Annotated in this window: 16 protein-coding genes (1 of these 16 running past the window's edge); 4 read left to right on the top strand and 12 right to left on the bottom strand. The window is 29.9% G+C overall.

Annotated elements, in window-relative coordinates:
- Positions 1 to 45 precede the first annotated feature (45 nt).
- Positions 46 to 687: an O-methyltransferase gene (locus AB0T67_RS06570; RefSeq protein WP_271231257.1), complete on the top strand. Its 642-nt coding sequence runs from the start codon at positions 46 to 48 to the stop codon at positions 685 to 687.
- A gap of 2 nt (positions 688 to 689) precedes the next feature.
- Here the strand turns inward: AB0T67_RS06570 and AB0T67_RS06575 are convergent, their stop codons facing one another.
- From AB0T67_RS06575 to AB0T67_RS06625, 11 genes are all read right to left on the bottom strand, one after another.
- Entirely contained in the window at positions 690 to 974 is a 285-nt protein-coding gene (locus AB0T67_RS06575) for a Sec-independent protein translocase subunit TatA/TatB (protein WP_408648494.1), read from the bottom strand.
- A 96-nt stretch (positions 975 to 1,070) separates the two neighbouring features.
- Positions 1,071 to 1,364, bottom strand: a complete 294-nt coding sequence (locus AB0T67_RS06580; RefSeq protein WP_369219649.1) for a FoF1 ATP synthase subunit delta/epsilon — start codon at positions 1,362 to 1,364, stop codon at positions 1,071 to 1,073.
- A gap of 39 nt (positions 1,365 to 1,403) precedes the next feature.
- Positions 1,404 to 2,915 carry a F0F1 ATP synthase subunit beta gene (atpD, locus tag AB0T67_RS06585; protein ID WP_271231255.1) on the bottom strand — a complete coding sequence of 504 codons (1,512 nt, stop codon included), beginning with the start codon at positions 2,913 to 2,915 and terminating at the stop codon, positions 1,404 to 1,406.
- Positions 2,916 to 3,094: 179 nt separating this feature from the next.
- Complete coding sequence (locus AB0T67_RS06590) at positions 3,095 to 4,462, bottom strand: OmpA family protein (RefSeq protein ID WP_369219650.1); 1,368 nt, start codon at positions 4,460 to 4,462, stop codon at positions 3,095 to 3,097.
- Positions 4,463 to 4,583: 121 nt separating this feature from the next.
- Complete coding sequence (gene kbl, locus AB0T67_RS06595) at positions 4,584 to 5,777, bottom strand: glycine C-acetyltransferase (protein WP_369219651.1); 1,194 nt, start codon at positions 5,775 to 5,777, stop codon at positions 4,584 to 4,586.
- Positions 5,778 to 5,844: 67 nt separating this feature from the next.
- Complete coding sequence (locus AB0T67_RS06600) at positions 5,845 to 8,970, bottom strand: UvrD-helicase domain-containing protein (RefSeq protein WP_369219652.1); 3,126 nt, start codon at positions 8,968 to 8,970, stop codon at positions 5,845 to 5,847.
- Between the two features lie 364 nt (positions 8,971 to 9,334).
- Positions 9,335 to 10,495 carry a metal ABC transporter permease gene (locus AB0T67_RS06605; RefSeq protein ID WP_369219653.1) on the bottom strand — a complete coding sequence of 387 codons (1,161 nt, stop codon included), beginning with the start codon at positions 10,493 to 10,495 and terminating at the stop codon, positions 9,335 to 9,337.
- 8 nt (positions 10,496 to 10,503) lie between these two features.
- Positions 10,504 to 11,625: a metal ABC transporter permease gene (locus tag AB0T67_RS06610; protein ID WP_369219654.1), complete on the bottom strand. Its 1,122-nt coding sequence runs from the start codon at positions 11,623 to 11,625 to the stop codon at positions 10,504 to 10,506.
- Positions 11,625 to 12,365, bottom strand: coding sequence for a metal ABC transporter ATP-binding protein (locus tag AB0T67_RS06615; RefSeq protein WP_369219655.1), 741 nt, complete (start codon positions 12,363 to 12,365; stop codon positions 11,625 to 11,627). Before AB0T67_RS06615 ends, AB0T67_RS06610 begins: the two co-directional genes overlap by 1 nt.
- 16 nt (positions 12,366 to 12,381) lie before the next feature.
- A complete protein-coding gene (locus tag AB0T67_RS06620; protein ID WP_369219656.1) occupies positions 12,382 to 13,293 on the bottom strand; it encodes a metal ABC transporter solute-binding protein, Zn/Mn family in 912 nt (303 codons plus the stop codon).
- Between the two features lies 1 nt (position 13,294).
- Positions 13,295 to 13,951 (bottom strand): metal-dependent transcriptional regulator, encoded by a 657-nt coding sequence (locus tag AB0T67_RS06625; RefSeq protein ID WP_369219657.1) that lies wholly within the window; start codon positions 13,949 to 13,951, stop codon positions 13,295 to 13,297.
- Between the two features lie 129 nt (positions 13,952 to 14,080).
- Here AB0T67_RS06625 and AB0T67_RS06630 point away from each other — a divergent pair, with 129 nt between their 5' ends.
- The 3 genes from AB0T67_RS06630 (at position 14,081) to AB0T67_RS06640 (ending at position 21,555) form a co-directional block, all read left to right on the top strand.
- Positions 14,081 to 16,414: a TonB-dependent receptor gene (locus AB0T67_RS06630; RefSeq protein ID WP_369219658.1), complete on the top strand. Its 2,334-nt coding sequence runs from the start codon at positions 14,081 to 14,083 to the stop codon at positions 16,412 to 16,414.
- Between the two features lie 208 nt (positions 16,415 to 16,622).
- On the top strand, positions 16,623 to 19,412 hold the full coding sequence (locus tag AB0T67_RS06635; protein ID WP_369219659.1) for a TonB-dependent receptor: 2,790 nt from the start codon (positions 16,623 to 16,625) through the stop codon (positions 19,410 to 19,412).
- 175 nt (positions 19,413 to 19,587) lie between these two features.
- Positions 19,588 to 21,555 carry a hypothetical protein gene (locus AB0T67_RS06640; RefSeq protein ID WP_369219660.1) on the top strand — a complete coding sequence of 656 codons (1,968 nt, stop codon included), beginning with the start codon at positions 19,588 to 19,590 and terminating at the stop codon, positions 21,553 to 21,555.
- Between the two features lie 133 nt (positions 21,556 to 21,688).
- Here the strand turns inward: AB0T67_RS06640 and AB0T67_RS06645 are convergent, their stop codons facing one another.
- Positions 21,689 to 22,206, bottom strand: partial view of a hypothetical protein gene (locus AB0T67_RS06645; protein ID WP_369219661.1) — the 3' portion only. 415 nt of this gene lie beyond the right edge of the window; 518 of the gene's 933 nt are visible here — the last part of the coding sequence; the start codon falls outside the window, past its right edge; the stop codon is at positions 21,689 to 21,691.

The raw sequence follows: 22,206 nt of genomic DNA on the forward strand, positions 1-22,206 counted from the left end.
TAATAGGAATTGGTTTTTTTATACCTTTGATGTAAAATTATAACCATGCACTTTCTTCCAGAAAAAATTGACACTTATGTTGTTAATCACTCACAAAAAGAACCTAAAATATTACAGGAATTAACCAAAGAAACTTGGCAAAAAGTATTAAATCCTAGAATGTTAAGCGGCGCTTTTCAAGGTAGAGTTTTATCTATGATTTCTAAATTAATTCAACCTAAATCAATTTTAGAAATTGGTACTTATACAGGATATTCTGCACTTTCTTTGGCAGAAGGATTAAGTAATGATGGAATACTTTATACTATTGATAAAAATGAAGAGTTAGAAGGACTTCAATCTAAATATTTTGAAAAATCAGTTTACAAAAATCAAATTAAACAATATGTAGGTAATGCTATTGATATTATTCCTACAATGGAAACTAAATTTGATTTAGTTTTTATTGATGCTGATAAATCTAATTACTTAAACTATTTCGATTTAATTATTGATAAAATGAATTCTGGTGGAATTATTTTATCTGACAATGTACTTTGGAGTGGTAAAGTTGTAGAGGAACTTAATCCAAAAGATATTGATACAAAAATTCTTTTAGAGTATAATAAAAAATTAAATGAAGATTCTCGTGTAGAAACAGTTTTACTACCAATCCGTGATGGATTAACTATCAGTCGTGTAAAGTAATTTTAAAACTGACGTTTTATAGGACCTGTTAAGTCATCAATATTGTCTTTAACTTTTGTTACTTCTTTATTGATGTCTTCTACAATATCGGTATTTATACCACTATCTTTTGTACTATTATTAATTTCTTTTTTAATATCATTGGTTGCATCTTTAACCTGACGGATACCTTTTCCTAAGCCTCGGGCTATTTCAGGAATTTTATCTGCACCAAAAAACATTACAACTATTAAGACGATTACAAAAATCTCTGGACCTCCTATAAATAAAAACGTTACATTCATCATTACAAAGATACTTAAAATAAAAATAAAACTATTTTATAAAATAAAAAAAAGCCAAACATTACGTTTGGCTTTTTAATTTTATGACTTTATAAGTAATTAATCTGCTAGAATAATTGCCTTATTATCTTTCATTTCTAAAGTTCCAGATTTAATAGTTAAGGTTAAAACCTTATTATCTTCTGGTAAACTTACAATACTTTCATGTAAATCATCAAAAATTAAATCATCTTGTGTATGTACTTGTATTTTTATAGTTCCTTTTGTTAAAATAGACACAACAGCTGCGTGATTAGTTAACATTTGAAATTCACCATTAACACCTGGTACAGTAACAGAATCTACTTTTGACGAAAACAAGATCGCTTCTGGAGTTACAATTTCTAAAAACATAATTTCAATAGAATTAATTATTATTAATTGTTAATTGAATTATGCTTCAGTTAACATTTTTTCACCAGCATCAATTGCTTCTTGAATTGATCCTTTTAAGTTAAATGCAGCTTCCGGATACTTATCTAATTCACCATCCATAATCATGTTAAAGCCTTTAATAGTATCTTTAATATCTACTAAACATCCTTTTAAACCAGTAAACTGCTCTGCTACGTGGAATGGTTGAGATAAGAAACGTTGTACACGACGTGCTCTGTGAACTACTAATTTATCTTCTTCAGATAATTCTTCCATACCTAAAATTGCAATAATATCTTGCAATTCTTTATAACGTTGTAAAATCTCTTTTACTTTTGTTGCTGTATCATAGTGCTCAGCTCCTAAAACTTCAGCAGATAAAATTCTTGAAGTAGAATCTAAAGGATCTACTGCAGGATAAATACCTAATTCTGCAATTTTACGAGATAATACTGTAGTAGCATCTAAGTGAGCAAATGTTGTTGCCGGTGCTGGATCTGTTAAATCATCTGCAGGTACATAAACTGCTTGTACAGATGTAATAGAACCTTTTTTAGTAGAAGTAATACGTTCCTGCATTGCTCCCATTTCTGTAGCTAATGTTGGTTGGTATCCTACTGCAGATGGCATACGACCTAATAAAGCCGATACCTCAGAACCTGCTTGTGTAAAACGGAAGATATTATCAACGAAGAAAAGTACATCTTTTCCTTGTGCTTCTCCTGCTCCATCACGGAAATATTCAGCAATTGTTAAACCAGATAAAGCAACACGTGCACGTGCTCCAGGTGGTTCGTTCATTTGTCCGAATACGAAAGTAGCTTTAGAACCTCTCATTCCTTTTTTATCTACTTTAGATAAATCCCATCCTCCTTCTTCCATAGAATGCATGAAATCATCACCATACTTGATAATTCCAGACTCTAACATCTCTCTTAATAAATCGTTCCCTTCACGAGTTCTTTCACCTACACCTGCAAATACAGATAAACCTCCGTGTCCTTTTGCGATGTTGTTAATTAACTCTTGAATTAATACGGTTTTACCTACTCCTGCACCACCAAATAATCCAATTTTACCTCCTTTTGCATACGGCTCAATTAAATCAATTACTTTAATACCAGTAAATAAAACTTCAGTAGATACTGATAAGTCTTCAAATTTTGGAGCTTGACGGTGGATAGATAAACCTGCATCTCCTGTTTTAGGTAAATCACCTAAACCATCAATAGCTTCACCTGTAACGTTAAACAAACGTCCATAAATATCGTTACCTATTGGCATTTGAATAGGATTACCTGTAGCGATTACTTCTGTACCTCTACTTAAACCATCTGTCGCATCCATCGAAATAGTACGAACTGTATCTTCACCTATATGTTGTTGAACCTCTAATACTAAAATTGAACCATCAGCTTTTTTAATTTCTAATGAATCGTAAATTTTTGGTAATTCAGCATTTTCTGTATTAAACTCAACATCGATAACTGGACCAATAATTTGAGAAACTTTACCTGTTATTGTAGACATTACTATATGTAATTAAAGTTATTTAATTTGCTATGTGAGCTTTAGCCCTTTTTTCAAGGTGCAAAGGTAATTTTTTTAGTGGAATTTAAAAAACGTTTCACCCTATTTTTACTAAATTAACTGTATAAAAAAAGCCTCACGTTAAGTGAGGCTTTTAATAATATTTATGTTTTGTTAAATTATTTTGCTAATTTAATCTCAACACGTCTGTTTTCAGCTCTACCAGCTCTAGTTTTATTATCAGCAATTGGATAGTCTTCACCAAATCCAGCAGAAGTTAATCTAGAAGTTGAAATACCAGCTTTAACAGCTAAGTAATCTAAAACAGCCTTAGCTCTTTTTTCAGATAATCTTAAGTTATTAGCAGCTTTACCTTGGCTATCAGTATGACCTTGTACACTAAAGTTAGCTTTAGAGTATTCTTTCATAATTGAAGCAATTCTATCTAAGTTAGCAATAACACCAGGCTTAAAAGTAGTTCTTCCTGAGTTAAAGTAAATAGCTCTTGCGAAATCATTTAATTTTTTCTCAGCAGCTTTAGTAATTAATACTTCAGGACATCCATTGTTAGAAGCAACACCTGCAACTTTAGGACATTTATCATCTTTATCTAAAACGCTATCTCCGTCAGTATCTACGTAAGGACAACCTGCATTTGCAACAGGACCAGCAACAGTAGGACACTTATCTTTACCGTCAACTACACCATCTCCGTCAGTATCAGGACATCCGTTATTTGCTTTTGTTCCTTTTACAGTAGGACAAGCATCATTTTTATCAGCAATACCATCAGCATCAGCATCAGGACATCCATTTAAAGCAGCTAAACCAGCAACCTCAGGACATGCATCATCAGCATCTTTAATTCCATCACCGTCAGTATCAGGACATCCGTTAAATTCTTTTAAACCAGCAACTTCAGGACATGCATCATCTTTATCAAAAACACCATCACCATCAGTATCAGTACCTCCAAATTTGAAAACTAAACCAAGTGAATGTTGAAATACATCTCTACCTTCAGCATTAAAACCATGCTTATAACCAGACTGGAAGTTTAAACCTAAGTTATCATTAAACCAAGTATTAAAACCTAATCCTCCAATTAAAACACCGTCTCCATCACCATCTACAGATTGGTAACCTCCACCTAAAGCTACATAAGGATCAAACCATGAAGTTTCTCCAAATAAGTTATTTAAATCGTATTTTACGATTGCATCAATAGAATAGTATAAATCATCAGCATCACCTTTAGAAACTATTGTTTCAAGTTTATTTAAAGAACCAGCTAATTGTAAAGAAAAACCATCTTTTAAATACTTATCAACAGTAATTCTAGAAATAGAAGGTAAAGTGTTGTCTGACCATTCACTTGTTCCTACATAATCTTTTAAATTAGTTCCAAAATCATCTGTATAAGCTCTTACATCTACAGTATTAATCCCAAAACCTACAACCCAAGGGTTATCTGAATCCTGTGCGTTTGTAGTTGCTACAGTAGCAAACGTAAACAAAGCTATCACAGCTAATTTGATTTGTTTCATTATAAATAAATTTAAATTAAAATTTCGTTTTATATATAAGGCAAATGTAAGTTGTAAAAACTTATTTACAAAAGCAATTCTATAAAAACTTACAACAAATATATATTTTGATTAAAACCTATTAAATCACATTTAATTCTTTACCTACTTTTGTAAATGCCTCAATAGCTTTATCTAAGTGTTCTTTTTTATGTGCTGCTGATAACTGCACACGGATTCTAGCTTTTTCTTTTGGCACTACTGGAAAGAAAAATCCGATAACATAAATTCCTTCTTCTAATAATTTATTTGCCATGTTTTGCGAAAGTTTTGCATCATATAGCATTACAGGTACAATCGCAGCATCAGCTCCTACTAAATCGAACCCTGCTTTTTCCATTTCTGTTCTAAAATAGTTTGTATTCCATTCTAATTTATCACGAAACGAAGTATCTTCAGAAATTAAATCAAAAACTTTTAAAGACGCTCCTACAATTGCAGGTGCTAAAGAATTTGAAAATAAATACGGACGAGAACGTTGACGTAAAATTTCAATAATTTCTTTTTTACCTGTTGTATAACCACCCATCGCACCTCCAAGTGCTTTTCCTAAAGTTCCTGTTACAATATCAACACGATCCATTACATTTTTCAATTCAACAGTTCCACGACCTGTTTCCCCAATAAAACCAGCTGCATGACATTCATCAACCATTACTAATGCATCATATTTATCTGCTAAATCACAAATTTTATCTAGTTTGGCAACAATTCCATCCATAGAAAAAACACCGTCGGTTACAATAATTTTAAAACGATGATTTTGTTTATTCGCCTCGATTAACTGAGCTTCTAAAGCTTCCATATCATTATTATCATAACGATAACGTGCTGCTTTACACAAACGAACTCCATCAATAATAGAAGCATGATTTAAACTATCAGAAATAATTGCGTCTTCTTTTGTTAATAATGGCTCAAAAACACCTCCATTTGCATCAAATGCTGCTGCATATAAAATAGTATCTTCTGTAGTATAAAACTCAGCAATTTTCTCTTCTAATTGCTTATGAATATCCTGAGTACCACAAATAAAACGAACCGATGACATTCCAAAACCATGAGTATCCATTACATCCTTAGCTGCTTGAATTACTTCTGGATGATTTGATAATCCTAAATAATTATTTGCACAAAAATTGATTACCTCTTCTCCTGTAGAAATTTTTATTACTGCATCTTGAGACGATGTAATAATACGTTCTGCCTTGTATAATCCAGCATCTTTAATTTCCTGAATTTCTTGTTGTAATTGCTCTTTTATTTTTCCGTACATCTTATATTTAATTTTACATCTCGATTATACGAGATGGTATTTATATTTAAAAGGTCAAAGTTAATTCTTAAACTTCTTCAACCAAAATTTCTTCATTAATATATATAAGTAGTTTTTTAGTTACTTTATAATTAATAGATTTTAAAACACGTTCATATTTTAATAATTGCTGATGATAACTTTTAGATGGTTTTCCTGTTTTATAATCTAAAATTGTAACTTCATTATTTTCAGAAAGCACCAATCTATCAGGAATTAAAATTTGATTATCAACATCTACAATTTCACGCTCATTATATACTGTTGCATTTTTTGCGTAATATTCTTGTAATTCAGGATGAGTTACAATTTTATTAATATCGGCTTCAATAGCTATTGATTGTGGTTTATCAATAATTCCTTGTTGCTCATATTGACGTACAACTCGTGCAATATCTTGCTGAGTCATAATTTTTGACATCATTTCGTGAATCAAATTTCCAAATTCAATTGCTTTCCCTTGTTCAGTATTCCATAATTTTGAAGCACTCGCCAACATATGAATATTATGTTCTTGCCAAGGCGTTGAAATAAATACTTCTTGAACCTCAGCAATCGAAGAAATTTCTTTCTGTACACTTACTCTTTCTGAATCTCCAAAATAATAATCTAACTGTCCATCATTCCAATAGTTTTTTTCCTTTAAATAATTAATGAAAATACCTGAATAAAAACTAGTGTTTTCTTCACCTTTTGTACTGATTTTATATTCCGTAATAATATGTAATTGTTCTACGGCACGTGTCAAGGCAACATATAAAAGATTGAAATTATCTAATTCCAATGCTGAACGTTGTTCGTTATGTATTTCTAAACCTGTTTCATTTATTAATTTTAATTCTTTAGTGTATGGCACTAATAATTCCTTAAAACCTTCAAAATATGTTGGCAAATCATCCAGCCAAATTTTAGGATTTATTTGTCGATAAATTTCTAAATCATACGGAAAAATAACCACAGGAAACTCTAATCCTTTTGATTTATGAATCGTCATTATTTGTACAGCATTTCCACTTTCAGGAGCTACAATACTTAAATTTGCTTTTTTTTCTTCCCAAAAATCTAAAAACTCTTGAATACTTGTTCCTTTTCGTTGTTGTTCTAAAATAATATCTAAAAAAAACTGTACATAAGCATCCGAAGAATCTATTAATTTAAAACATCGGATAATTTCTTCAACTTTTTCATAAAATGGCAATTGATGAAAAGTTGATAATTCAAAAGAAACTTGATATATTTTTAATTCTTCAAAAACGACATCAATAGGTTTTTGAATCATTTCTGAAATAAAGAAATTTTTAGCTATTTCCAATTTCAAATGATTATATAAAAAATATAAAACTTCTAATAAAGCTTCTTTATCGTTAGGATGCTGAATAACTTTCAATAAATTAACCATAAATTGAACACTCGCACTATTATCTAACAATAACGTTTCAGAAGAAATAATATTAACACCATTTTCAGACAAATAATTTGCCACCGCAATACCATCTTTTTTCTTACGAACCAAAACACATATTTCATTTAAAGAAAATGATGCTGACGCTTTTTCAATAGTTTCTAAAATTTTCTTCGGATATTTTAAAAGATTATCCGCCTTTTCTTCTTCCTTATCTAAAAACGATAAAGACACAAAACCACCACTTTTAGCTGTTATTAATTGTTTATTACCATCGATAAACAATTTTTTATAATGTTCATTTTCCAAAAAATTAGATGTGTGCTGAAAAAACTGATTATTAAAATCAATTACTTCAGTATAACTTCTAAAATTTGTTTCCAATGTTTTTATTTCCTTTTCAATATGAAACGGATTCTCAATACCTGAACCTAACGAAATAAATTGCTCTGCCTTTCCTCCACGCCAACGATAAATTGCTTGTTTTCCGTCGCCCACCAATAATAAATTACTATTCTCTTGTGCTAGTGCATTATCTATCAATGGAATTATATTTTCCCATTGCAACACCGATGTATCTTGCATTTCATCAATAAAATAATGCATAAATCGTTCACCGATGCGCTCATAAATAAATGGTGCGGGTTGATCTTTTATATTATCTGAAATTAATTGATTGAATTCAGCATTTAATCGAATATTGTTTTCTTCCTTAATATTCGTTAATTCTACATTGATATAATTTAAAACTGCTAACGGAATTACACTTTTTAACGCCAATCTGTTCATTAAAAACTGCTGATACAATTTTTCAGATTCCATATATAAAGTTAAAAGTTCGGGTAAAATTCCTTCAATAGCACTTTTTATATCGTTGGATTTCGATTTTGAATAAAAATTATTTTCTTCAATACGTTCTCGAAGTTTCGATTCTTCAAAAAACTTTGCTTTTGTAAAATTTTCAGACAACGCTAAAAAATGATTTGGCAACATTGACCTGTAAAAATCTTTAGCTTCTAATTGTGCCGTTTCTATTATTGCTAAACCTTTCTTTCCAATTTCTAAAAATCGAGTTTTAATTTGATATTGTGCTTTGGAAAGTTTACTTTTTAAATTCGTAAAATCGCTTAATTTTTTATCCGCAAGTTTTCTAAAATGTTCGGTATCATCTTCATTTAATAAAATTCTAGAAAACTCATTTAATTCAACTGAAATATCCCAAGAAGTATCATCATCTGTTTTTTCTAAAGAAAAATCTATTAGTAATTTTGTTAAATCGGTATCTGTACCAATTTTAGAAATTAATACATCAACCGCTTCATTTAATAATGAAATTGCATCCATTTCTACCTCAAAATTTAGTGGTAATCCTAAATCGTAGGCAAAACTTTTAATAATTCGATGTGTAAAACTATCAATCGTAGTAATTGAAAAAGCCGAATAATTTTGTAAAACGGCATCTAATATTTTCTGACTTCGTTCTTGTATCTTTTCTTTATCAATCGAAATTTCTTTGATAATAATTTGAAACAAATCATTTTCTTTTCCTTCCGAAAATTCTTGTAAATTTTCTAAAACACGCTCTTTCATTTCACCAGCAGCTTTGTTGGTAAATGTGATGGCTAATATTTTCTGAAATCTAAAAACATCTTCCGAATTCAATAAAACTTTAAGATATTCTTTTACTAAAGTAAACGTTTTTCCACTTCCTGCCGAGGCATTATATACTTGAAAATTTGATAGATTTTGCACAGAATAATTTTTAATGCAAAATACCTTTTTAAAGCACATTAAACAAGATAATTAAAAGAGTAATAAAAATATTTTGAAGCAATTTCCCGCTTTCCGCACTCGCTTTTTTTGTTTTTTAAAAAGAAAAACAAAAAAGAGCTCAAACAATTGCTACAATCGGGGCTAGGCATTTGTACTATTTTTGATAATTTTATAAATCAATTATAAATTTCGAATATTATCGACAACATTACGCTCTTTTCGTATAAAATAATTTAAGAATTAAACACATAAATTATTTCGTTAAACTCAGACCTCACAGGTTTTAAAAACCTGTGAGGTCTAAACAGGCTCTTATTATTTAAGATGTTTTTTAAAAAATAATTTATCCTCTAAATAAAAAGAAATCTTTTTTCATGGATTCAATTTCAGAATCATCATTAGTAATAATATAATCGATTGCTTTTTCAGTAAAAGTTTTTCCTTTTTCGGTAAGCGATATAATATTATTATCAATAAAAATCAGATTATTTTTATCCGCCAATTCAACAATAGATTTTGCTTTTAATTTATGCCAATTAATATGTTCATTTAAATGATTAATATGACGTTCTCTTTTTTCTTTATGATTATTTAAGTGCAATAAAAAAGTAAGTAATTGCACTTCTTTTTGTTGTTGTCTATTTCTATATAAAACAGCAATTAACCCACTATTTGGAGCGAATAAATAAACCAGAAAAAACACAAAACCAAGCATTGTTATCATTGAACCAGAAATAGAAGCATCTAAATAATGTGCTAACCAATAACCAGAAATTGCTGAAAAAACACCAAAAAACACTGAAAAAAACAACATTTTTTTCAAATCGTTTGTTAATAAATAAGAAGTTGCCGCAGGTGCAATCATTAAAGCAACTACTAAAATTGCGCCAACTGCATCAAAAGCTCCAACAGTTGTTACAGATGCTACACTCATTAATCCATAATGAATTACAACTGGCGAAAAACCTAAAGCAGTTGCCAAACCTGGGTCAAAAGTGCTTACTTTTAATTCTTTAAAAAAGGCGATTAAAAGACTTAAAGTAATTAATAAAATAGTTCCTATAAGCCACAATGATTTAGGACCAATATCAATTCCATTAATTAATAATCTATCAAACGGAGCAAAAGCCAATTCACCTAATAAAACAGCGTCTACATCTAAATGAACATCGTTTGCATTTTTAGCAATTAAAAGCACACCGATACTAAATAAAGCAGGAAATACCAACCCAATTGCAGTATCTTCTTTTACTAATTTTGTTTTCTGAATATATTCAACCAAAACCACGGTTAAAATTCCTGATAAAGCACCCATTAAAATTAATAAAGGCGAATTTAAATCGTGAGTGATAAAAAAACCAATAACCAAACCTGGTAAAATAGAATGACTAATGGCATCACTAATTAACGCCATTTTTCGCAATACCAAAAACACGCCAGGGATTGCACAAGCTATGGCTACTAAACTTGCAATTAATTGTATTTCAATTTGAGCACTACTCATTTTATTTTTTATTTTTCTATATTTTGATTGTATAAATTACCTGCAAATTGATATCCTTCTTCAGTCATTGACCACATTCTACCGTGTAATTTGATATATTTTTTTTCTTCTAACTTTTTTAAAGTTCCTTTTGTATATCCTTGAAAATTATTTAAAATTTTTATCGCATGCGGATGTGATTTATCTTCATGTGTTTTTACCAAATCAAACATAAAAGATAACGTTTTATGTAATTGTAAATCTCTACGATTTTTTAAAAAACGTATCTGACTAAAAAGTAAACCTCTTGATGGCGAAAAAATAAAAGAAAACACCACAAATACTCCTGCAACTAATACAATTACAGGTCCTGTCGATAAGTTTGCTTGACTTGCGCTAATTCCTGTTCCAACAACACCAGAAAGCAATCCAAAAATTGCCGCTAAAACAACCATTGTACTTAAACTATTTGTCCATTGACGAGCTGCTGCCGCAGGAGCTAATAACATCGCACTCATCAAAACAACTCCAACAGTTTGTAATCCTAAAACAATTGCCAACACAATAAAACTAGTAATTAAAGCATCAATAAATTTAACATTGAAACCTAAAGTTTTAGCATAATCGGCATCAAATAATAAAAGTTTAAATTCTTTCCAAAAAAGTAATAAAACACACAAACAAACAGCCGTTACAATTGCCATGAACCAAACATCTTCAACTAATAATGTTGCTGCTTGACCAAATAAAAACTTATCCAATCCTGACTGATTTGCATTCGGTTGCTTTTGAATAAAGGTTAAAAGTAACATTCCAAATCCGAAGAAAACAGAAAGAATTAAACCTAAAGCGGTATCGGTTTTTAATCGTGTATTTTTTACAATTCCACGAATCCAAAAAGCACCGATTAATCCGCTAATTAAAGCACCTAATAATAACACATTAGTATCTTTTGTTCCTGTAATTAAAAATGCAATTGCAATTCCTGGAAGTGAAGCGTGTGAAATAGCATCGCCTAGTAAACTTTGTTTTCTTAATACGGCAAAACTTCCTAACATTCCACAAATAGCACCTAAAATAGCCGTTCCAATAGTAATTGTTCGAAGTGTATAATCTGAAAAAACGAGTTTAAAATATTCTTGTAAATCCATTATTGTTGCACACTTACTTTATAATTAATTCCGTAAGTTTTGGTTAAATTATCGTCATTAAAAATTTCTTTAACAGGACCAGTCGCTATTTTTTTCACATTTAAAAAAGTTACCCAGTCAAAATATTCTGGAACAGTTTGTAAATCGTGATGTACTACAATTACAGTTTTTCCTGCTTTTCGAAGTTCTTTTAAAATATTGATAATGGTAATTTCGGTAGTTGCATCAACTCCTTGAAAAGGTTCATCCATAAAATAAATGGCAGCTTCTTGTGCCAAAGCTCTTGCCAAAAAAACACGCTGTTGTTGTCCTCCTGAAAGTTGAGAAATTTGACGACTTTTAAAAGCCAACATCCCTACTTTTTCAAGCGCTTCTAAAGCTGTTTTTTTCTGAGCTCTTCCTGGTCTTTTAATCCAGCCTAAACTTCCGTAAGTTCCCATTAACACAACATCTAAAGCAGTTGTAGGAAAATCCCAATCTACGCTTCCTTTCTGCGGAACATAAGCCACTAACTTTCGTTGTTTTTCATACGATTTACCAAAGATAGAAACACTTCCTGCAATCGGTTTTATAATGCCTAGAATAGATTTTATCAACGTAGATTTCCCTGCTCCATTTGGTCCAACGATTGCCATTAAAACACCTTCAGGAATTGCTAAATCAATATCCCAAAGTACGGGTTTGTAATTATAAGCAACTGTTAAATCATCAACAGTTACTGCGTATTTTATTTCACTCATTTGTATTATCTGTTGATTATTTTAATGCGTTAACAATCGTATTTACATTTGCGTTGTACATTCCAATATATGTTCCTTCGATAGTTCCTGTACTTCCTAAAGCATCAGAATATAAAGTTCCGCCAATAACAACTTCTTGATTTTTCGATTTTACAGCAGCTTGTAAAGCTTCAATAGTTCGTTTAGGAACTGAACTTTCTACAAAAATCGCTTTTACCTTATTATCAATAATAAATTTCGCTAATTTTTGAACATCCTGAACACCTGCCTCCGTAGCTGTTGATAAACCTTGTAAACCAACAACATTAAATTTGTGTTGTCTTCCGAAGTAATTAAAAGCATCGTGTGCGGTTACTAAAATTCTTTTTTCTTGAGGTAATTCATTTATTTTAGTTGCTACTTGCTTGTTTAAAACTTCTAATTTTTCTAAATATATTTTTGCATTTTCTTTATAGAATGATGCATTTTTAACATCTATTTGAGCTAATTTATCAGCAACATAAGAAGTCATTTTTGTCCAATTAGTAATATCAAACCAAATATGTGGGTCGTAATTTGAAGCAAATAATTCTGAAGCTATTAAATTTTTTTTATCAATAACATCAGAAACAACAATTGTTTTTTTATTTTGATGTTCCATTTTTTCAAATACTTCCTCTAACTTCCCTTCTAAATGCAAACCGTTATAAATAACAACATCGGCATTAAATAATTTAGACACATCGCCTTCACTTGCTTTATACAAATGCGGGTCAACTCCTGCGCCCATTAATCCATTTATTTCAATTTTGTCTCTACCTATATTTTTAACCAAATCAGTAATCATAGTTGTTGTTGTAACTACGTTTAATTTACCATTTTGTTTTTTTTCTGTTGTTTTACAGCTTACTGCAATTAAAACAACAAGTAATATCATTATTTTTTTCATATTAATTTTTTTGGATATAAATATTATTGGCAACTTTATTTGAAATAGTGATTTCTTTGTCATTTATCTTTACTAAAAAAGAATCATCAAAAGGTTCTTTATCTAACACTTCTATATGTTGTCCTAATGCAATTTCTTGTTTATCTAAAAAGCGTAAAAACTCAGAAGAAGTATCATTAACACCAACACAAACTCCTTTTTGATTTTTTTCTAATGTAGATAATAAACTTTTTTGAATCTGTGGTAAATTCCCTTCTTTATCAGGAATAGGGTCACCGTGTGGGTCTGTTTTAGGATATCCTAAGAACAAATCTAATTCATCAATTAATTTTGGCGATTTTATATGCTCCAATTGTTCAGCAACATCATGTACCTCATCCCAAGAAAAATTAAGTTTTTCAACTAAAAAAACTTCCCATAAACGATGTTTTCTAATAATATTTACTGCTGTTTTTTTACCAAAATCAGTTAAAGTAACTCCTTGATATTTTTTATAGATAACAACTTCTTTATCTGATAATTTTTTAATCATATCTGTTACCGAAGAAGCTTTAGTCGCTAACATATTTGCAATAGCATTTGTCGAAATTCCTTTATCAGATAATAATCCTAAATGATAAATTGTTTTAATATAGTTTTCTTCTGATTGACTAAACATATTCTTTTTTTGATGATACAAATATATGTATTTTCATTTATATAAAATAATTTTTAGACAAGACTAAAAAATTGTTTTACATTTGCGTGAATAAAAAAAAGACAACACTAAAAATAATATCAATAAATCATGAAAAAAATAATTTTAGTTACATTTTTACTAATCACCATTTTCAGTAAAGCACAAACTATTACAGGAAAAGTAACCACTTCAAAGGGTGAAATATTATCATTTGCCAATATTTCTATTAAAAATAATAGCACTGGTGTAAATGCCGATGAAAATGGAAATTTTATTTTAGAAAATGTTAAGTATAAAAAAGTAACATTGGTCGCTTCTTTTACAGGGTTTATTTCATCTCAAAAACGAATAACACTATCAAAAACGAAAGAAAATATTATTAATTTTACGCTAACCGAACATGCTGAATTATTAGATCAAATTACCGTAACAGGAACACGAACCGACAGACGAAGTACAAAAAACCCTGTTATTGTTAACGTAATTAATAGCCAAACTTTAGCAGATGTACAAGCCTGTAATTTATCTGAAGGATTAAAATTTCAAACAGGTTTACGTGTAGAAACCGATTGTCAAACTTGTAATTATACACAACTTCGTATGAATGGTTTATCTGGAGGATACTCACAAATATTAATAAATGGTCGCCCAATTTTTAGTCCGCTAACTGGTTTATATGGTTTAGAGCAAATTCCAACCAATATGATTGATAGAATTGAAGTAGTTCGTGGTGGTGGTTCGGCATTATATGGCTCAAGTGCTATTGGTGGTACTGTAAATGTGATTACAAATATTCCTAAAAAAGATGATTATAATATTGGATATACTTATCAAAATTTTAAAGGAGCTTCTGATCATATAATTGCAGGAAATGCAACGGTTGTAAATGAAGATAAAAATGCAGGAATTTCTTTTTTTATCAATAATAGAACTCGTGAAATTTACGATCATAATGGTGATAATTATTCAGAACTTCCTGAATTAAAAAATAACTCATTTGGTGCTAATTTATTTTTCTTACCTACGGATGATCAAAAAATTGAAATTAATTTCAGTAAAATGAACGAATATCGTTATGGTGGTGAAATGATTGAAAACGCTCCTCATTTTGCCTTACAATCCGAAGAAAGAACCCACAATGTTTATGTCGGAAATATCGATTATCAAATTAACTTTAATGAAGATAGAAGCTCTTTAATTACCTATTTTGCTTCTCAATATACAGGAAGAGATCATTATACAGGAATCCGCCCTGGAACTGAAAACCCAATAGAAGATACTAAACATTTGGCAAATCCACCATACGGAAATTCTGAAACGACTACTTTTCAAGGAGGGCTTCAATTTAATCATAAACTAGAAGATTTCTTAAAAGGAAATAATGTATTAACTATTGGTTCTGAATTTGTACAAGATGATGTTTTTGATGAAATTAAAGCCTATAAATATGTGGTAGATCAAATTACTCAAAACTACGGATTCTTTTTTCAAAGTGATTGGGAAATCAACAATAAATGGAATTTATTAGCAGGTGTCCGTTATGATCATCATAAATTAGATGCCTTAAAACAAGACGGAACAAGAAAATATATTATCAATAATGTAGCAAGTCCACGTGTTTCTGTATTATTTAAACCTTTTGAAAAAACACAATTACGTGCAACCTGGGGAACAGGTTTTAGAGCGCCTCAAGCTTTTGATACTGATTTACACATGGCTTTTGCTGGTGGTGGAATTTCAAGAGTTCAGCTTGCTGATGATTTAAAAAGAGAGCGTTCTAATAGTTATACGGTTTCTTTTAACTATGATAATCCAACCGAACATTATATTTATGGATTTACTGTTGAAAGTTTTTATACCCAATTAAACGATGCTTTTTATTTAGAAGGAATTGGAGAAGAAGAATTTGGAGAAGTTTTTGAAAAAAGAAATGGTGACGGTGCTGTTGTAAACGGAATTACTTTAGAAGGTCGTTTAAATTATGATGGAATTATTCAATTTGATACAGGAGTTACCTATCAATCAAGCAAATATAATACTGCCGTAAAAAACTCTGATACACTTGATACTAAAAAAGATTTTTTAAGAACGCCTACTACTTACGGATATGCAACCGCTACTTATACTCCTAATCAGAAATTTAAAACAGCTTTAAATTTAGTTTATACTGGTAAAATGGATGTATTACATTTAGCTTCTACAGGTAATTTAAATGATGATGAATATTTTAAATCTCCAACATTTTTTAATGTAGGAATTAAAACAAGCTATAATTTTGAATTAGAAAAACTAAAAACAAACATTGAAGTTTCTGCAGGTGTTAAGAATATTTTTGATGCTTATCAAACATCATTTGATATAGGTAAAGAGCGTGATAGTAATTTCATTTATGGTCCTGCAGCACCAAGAACCTATACTTTAGGTTTCAAAATATTTAACTAAATAATTTACAACATTAGTGTTAAAACAGTAAACCTATAGTCAGGTTTACTGTTTTTTCGGCAAACACTTAACATTACAGTAACATAAATAAGTAGTGCTTAATGTTAAAGAAACATTCTAATAAGGCAACCATAATATTTACGTAACACTAGCTTTACAACATTACATCAGATTTGCAGTGTATTTTAAGAACCTAAGTAAAGATAGAATGAAAAAATTAATTGTAATTACTCTTTTAACCCTTTGTAGCTTTGTGTACTCACAAGATAAAGGAACAATATCAGGTAAAATCACTGATAAAGAGATGAATGGAGAAGTATTACCTTTTGCAAATGTTTTTATAAAAGGAACAACTATCGGAGGAACAACCGACATGGATGGTAAATATACCTTAAGTGTTCCTGTAGGAAACCAAACAATCGTATTTAGTTTTGTTGGATATCAGACGGTAGAAAAAGCTATTGTAGTAAAAGCAAGTCAACCTTTAATTATCAACCAAGAATTAGGTCCTAATCAAGGTCTTTCTTTAGATGAAGTTGTAATTAAAGCAAGTGTTAGTAGAGAAAAAGAAAGTGCTTTACTTTTACAACAAAAGAAAGCAACTGTAATTGTTGAAAGTATTGGAGCTCAAGAATTATCTAGAAAAGGAGTTAGTAATGCAGCAGCAGCAACTACAAAAATAGCTGGAGTTACTAAAAGTGAAGGTTCTGGTGATATTTATATTCGTGGTTTAGGTGATAGATATTTATCTACTTCAATGAATGGTTTACCAATTCCATCTGATAACGTAGATAATAAAAATATTAGTTTAGGGTTATTTCCTACTAGTGTAATTCAAAATGTAGGTATTAGTAAAACATATACTACTTCTAATTATTCAGATCAAGCATCTGGTAATGTAAATATAATTTCTAAAGATTATAGTAAAAAAGAAATTAAAATAGGACTTACAGGAGGTAGTAATACAAATGTTATCGGATTAAATGAATTCAGAAAAACTATCATTAGTGATGATGTTAATTTTGGTTTTCATAAAAAGAAATATGCACTACAAGATGCTTTAACTTACCAAGGTTGGGACACAAAAAAAACTGGAGTACCTTTAAATTATGGAGCTTCAATTGGTGGTGGTTATCAATTTAATGTACTAGGTAAAGCAATAAAATTTGTTGCTTCAGCATCTTATTCTTCATCTAATTCTTATCAAGAAGGATTGTTTAGAAGTTATAAAGCTAACATTTTAGATAGAGGGTTTTCTTCAAATAAAGAATATGATACCGAAAAATATATCACAAATACAAATGCAACAGGATATATTAGCTTAGCTTTAAAGCTAAACGATAACAACAAATTAAAATACAATACTTTAGTTATAAACAAAGGTAAAGAGATATTATATGAACAAGGAAGAAAAGGTTTAGGATTTGTTTACGACCAAGATCCTAGTGAATATGGTGCTTTTGTAAGAGATCAAAATTTTAAACAAACAACTCTTTTTGTTAACCAATTAATGGGTGAACACAAATTAGATGATAATAATACATTAAATTGGGCTGGAGGTTACAACTTTGTACTTGCTGAAGAGCCTAACAGAATTAGAAACGAAGTTAACATATTAAACCCAAGTGAGCCATCTTCTGAAATTCAATATTCTCACGTTGGAGATTATCAACAAAGAAAATCGAGTCAAAAAATTGAAGATTATGATTATAATGGACTTATTCAAAATAAATTCGCATTAGGTAAAAGTACTGACGAATATGAAAAGAAACCTTATTCATTAAATTATGGAATAAACATAAGAAAAAAAGAAAGAAGCTTTAAATCTTTATTTGTTGGTGTTAAAGCAAAAGGATCTGACTTTATAGCTCCTTCTGTTGATCAATTAACTAGTACTTTTAATGATTATAATTTTAACAACGGTTTAGATTTAAAAACTCGTCCTCATGATACTTATAATGCTGATTTATTAGCTTACGCAGGTTTTGTGAATTTTGATTTTAAATTTGACAATAAACTTTCTGGTAATTTAGGTTTACGTTTTGAAAGAGATGAAATAAATGTTGACTTTGATGTAGCTAATTACGTTGACGAAACAGGTACACCTAGAAAAGGTAGCTTAAAAAACACTTATGAAAGTCTTTACCCTAGTGTTAATTTAAAATATGAGATAAATGAAAAAAACTATGTACGTTTTGCTTCAAGTGTAACACAAACCTTACCTGAATTTAAAGAACTTGCTCCTTTTGAATATGTTTCACCAACTGGTCGTGTAACAGTAGGTAATCCTAATTTAGAAAAATCAGATACTTATAATATTGATTTAAAATGGGAATTCTTTCCTAGTAGAGAAGAGTTAGTTTCAGCAACTGTATTTTACAAACAAATAAATAACCCTATAAATTTAGCGGTAACACGTGGTTCTTCTGGAAATTTCATTTATGAAAACACAGGAGATAAAGCAGATGTTTTAGGACTAGAGATTGAAGGTAAAGTTAGTATAATTAAAAATGAAGATGATAAAAACTTGTTAAGTGCTACAGCTAATACTACATTTATGTATTTAAATCAAGATTTACGTGAAGAATTTAGATATAAAGATGTAAAAGAAACAAAATTACAAGGAGCATCTAATTTTATTTTTAATGGTTCTGTAAGTTATAATTCACAAACAGAAAAACCTTTAATAGCTACTTTAACAGGTAATTACTCTTCAGATAAAGTACTTGCTTTAGGAGCACCTCGTAGTCAAGCACAAAGAGCGACACTTTATAATGACCAAATTATTCAGAAAGGTTTTTTTACATTAGATGCTATTTTAAGTAAAAAAGTAACAAATTACTTATCTGTAAAATTAATCGGTAAAAACTTATTAAATCCAGAGATTAAACAAACTCAATTAGTAAGAGATATAAATACCCAAATTGAAACAAATGAAACTGTTCAATTATATACAAAAGGTTTACAGCTAAGTTTAGGTTTAAATCTTAGTTTCTAACAAAAATTATATATATTTAAAAAGTCTTTGTGAGTATTTCACAAAGACTTTTTTTTTTGAAAAAAAATAAACACATAAAGATTTATTAACACTAAACCTAAACTGTTAACTTTTAATTAAATAGAACTACTTAAATATACAGTTAATTTGTAGAACAAAATAAACAAAAATAAAAATGAAAAAAGTAGTCTTAAAAGCTTTTGTTTTAGCAGCTTTAACATTAGGAACAGTAACTTTTACTAGTTGTGGAAGTGATGATATCGAAATTATTCAAGATAAATCAACAGGTTTAGAAGGTGTTGTTGATGGAAAAGTTACTTTAGATGCATCAAAAGAATATAAATTAACTAGTTCATACATTGTAAAAGACGGTGGAGAGTTAGTTATTCCTGCAGGAACTAAAATTACAGTTACTGGAAGTGGTACTGAAGCTTATATTGCTGTATTAAAAGGTGGGAAAATTGACATTCAAGGAACAGAAAGTAATCCTGTTGTTATGACTTCACCAAATGCTAAACCAGGAGACTGGGGTGGTTTAACTATATGTGGTGAAGCTACTACTACAGCAGGAGTTGACGCTAAAGCTGAAGTTGGTGGATTTGAATATGGAGGAACTACTGATACTGATAATTCAGGAAGTATTAAATACTTAATTATTAAAGGAACAGGAGCTTCTATTAATTCTGAATCTCAATACAATGGTATTTCATTATATGCTGTAGGTTCTGGTACAACTATAGAAAACGTTGCTATTGTAAACGGTTCTGATGATGGAATTGAATTTTTTGGAGGTACAGTTTCTGTTAAAAATATATATTTAGAAAACAATGAAGATGATTCAATTGACTGGACTGAAGGTTGGAATGGTACTGTTGAAAATGCATATATAACTCATTCTGTCCCTGATTTTTCAACTGTTTTTGAAGGTGATAAAGAAAATAAAAACCCTACTTTTAAAAATGTAACTGCTATATCAACTGTTGGTGGTACTGCTTTACAATTTAAAAAAGAGTCAGGTGCTACGATTACAGGATTATCTTTAACAGGTTTTGATACTTCTATTGATATGAAAGATGGTGGTGCATTAACTAATGTTCAAATCGAAGGAGCTGATGCTGATGCTAATTTAAATTATACTATAGCCCCTACAGTTGATGTTAATGATTTTGATTGGGTTAACTCATCTGTCGATGCAAATGAAAACTTATTACAAGGTGTTGTTACTACAAAAGTAACTTTAGATGCAAGTAAAGAGTATGTATTAAATTCTTCATACCTTATTCAAGATGGAGGAGAATTAGTAATACCTGCAGGAACTAAGATTACTGCTAGAGATGGTGGAACAGGTGTTTATATTGCTGTTTTAATGGGGGGTAAAATTGATATTCAAGGTACTGTAGAAAACCCTGTTGTTATTGCTTCTGAACAAAACAAATCTGGTGATTGGGGTGGATTAACTATATGTGGTAAAGCTACTACTACAGCAGGAATTAACGCTAAAGCTGAAGTTGGTGGATTTATTTATGGAGGTACTGAAGATACAGATAATTCTGGATCAATCAAAAATTTAGTTATTAAAGGTACAGGAGCTTCTATTAATTCTGAATCTCAATACAATGGAGTATCTTTATATGCTGTAGGTTCTGGAACTAAATTAGAAAACATTGCTATAATTAACGGTGCTGATGATGGAATAGAATTCTTTGGAGGTTCTGCTAATGTTAAAAATATTTACTTAGAAAACAACGAAGATGATTCTATCGATTGGACTGAAGGATGGAATGGATCAGTTGAAAATGCATATATATCTAATACAGTTGAAGGTTTTTCAACAGTCTTTGAAGGTGATAAAGAAAATGGAAACCCTACTTTCACTAATATAACAGCTATATCTACAGTTGGAGGAACAGCTTTACAGTTTAAGAAAACATCTGGAGGTCAAATTACAGGACTTCACTTAGATGGTTATGCTGTTGATTTAGATATGAAAGATAATGGAGCTTTATCTAATGTTCAAATCGAAGGAGCTGATGCAGATGCTACATTAATTGATGGTGAAACTAAAAAGTATACACTTAACTCAAGTAAAGATGCTACTCCTTTAGATATTTCAACTTGGACTTGGAGAGAAGCTGGTTTATAATAAATCTTAAAAAAAGTAAAGGTAAATATAACCTGATAACTTTTAAATACTAATTAATCCAGAGAAGCTTATGTTTCTCTGGATTTTTTATGATATTAATGGCTTTCTGCGACTAATATGTTCTGACATTTTTCTAAATTTCTTCTTCATAGCCATTTTTAAGTTTTACTTTTATTTTTTTCTCAAAGTCTTTTTCTGCTGCTGGTTTATTTATATGGATTTTTGTATTCTTTCTTGGTGAGCTTGTATATATACTTCCGTATTGAGTTTCTATTTCTAACCCTGTATTGTGTATTTCCCAAAACTTTACATCATAATAGCCATCTGAAAAACCTTTTTTTCTTTGTACAAAACGCCTGATTCCTGTTTTTTTTCTTTCTTCTGAAAGAAGTCGTCCTTGTTCAAGCATTTTTTCAAGACTAAGTTTCGAGTCCCATTCACAATCGTACATCATATCAATAAAAGAAATATAACTTGGAATATAAAATATGGCTTGTTTTTCAATTTCTTTATTGAATTCTTTTATAAGCTCTTTTACTTTTTGTTGTTCATTATTCGTTGTGTTAATTAGTACAATAACATTTTTTTCTATATCTATTTTTTTAGAATAACATTCTCCTGTTACTGTGCATTCAAATTCTAAAAGCACAC

Source organism: Tenacibaculum salmonis, from assembly GCF_041053065.1.
Taxonomy (GTDB): domain Bacteria; phylum Bacteroidota; class Bacteroidia; order Flavobacteriales; family Flavobacteriaceae; genus Polaribacter; species Polaribacter pacificus_A.

Bases quoted from the DNA above. Each gene is read 5' to 3' on its own strand.
- AB0T67_RS06570 (WP_271231257.1), top strand. From the start codon at position 46: ATGCACTTTCTTCCAGAAAAAATTGACACTTATGTTGTTAATCACTCA.
- AB0T67_RS06575 (WP_408648494.1), bottom strand. From the start codon at position 974: ATGATGAATGTAACGTTTTTATTTATAGGAGGTCCAGAGATTTTTGTA.
- AB0T67_RS06580 (WP_369219649.1), bottom strand. From the start codon at position 1,364: ATGTTTTTAGAAATTGTAACTCCAGAAGCGATCTTGTTTTCGTCAAAA.
- atpD (WP_271231255.1), bottom strand. From the start codon at position 2,915: ATGTCTACAATAACAGGTAAAGTTTCTCAAATTATTGGTCCAGTTATC.
- AB0T67_RS06590 (WP_369219650.1), bottom strand. From the start codon at position 4,462: ATGAAACAAATCAAATTAGCTGTGATAGCTTTGTTTACGTTTGCTACT.
- kbl (WP_369219651.1), bottom strand. From the start codon at position 5,777: ATGTACGGAAAAATAAAAGAGCAATTACAACAAGAAATTCAGGAAATT.
- AB0T67_RS06605 (WP_369219653.1), bottom strand. From the start codon at position 10,495: ATGAGTAGTGCTCAAATTGAAATACAATTAATTGCAAGTTTAGTAGCC.
- AB0T67_RS06610 (WP_369219654.1), bottom strand. From the start codon at position 11,625: ATGGATTTACAAGAATATTTTAAACTCGTTTTTTCAGATTATACACTT.
- AB0T67_RS06615 (WP_369219655.1), bottom strand. From the start codon at position 12,365: ATGAGTGAAATAAAATACGCAGTAACTGTTGATGATTTAACAGTTGCT.
- AB0T67_RS06620 (WP_369219656.1), bottom strand. From the start codon at position 13,293: ATGAAAAAAATAATGATATTACTTGTTGTTTTAATTGCAGTAAGCTGT.
- AB0T67_RS06625 (WP_369219657.1), bottom strand. From the start codon at position 13,951: ATGTTTAGTCAATCAGAAGAAAACTATATTAAAACAATTTATCATTTA.
- AB0T67_RS06630 (WP_369219658.1), top strand. From the start codon at position 14,081: ATGAAAAAAATAATTTTAGTTACATTTTTACTAATCACCATTTTCAGT.
- AB0T67_RS06635 (WP_369219659.1), top strand. From the start codon at position 16,623: ATGAAAAAATTAATTGTAATTACTCTTTTAACCCTTTGTAGCTTTGTG.
- AB0T67_RS06640 (WP_369219660.1), top strand. From the start codon at position 19,588: ATGAAAAAAGTAGTCTTAAAAGCTTTTGTTTTAGCAGCTTTAACATTA.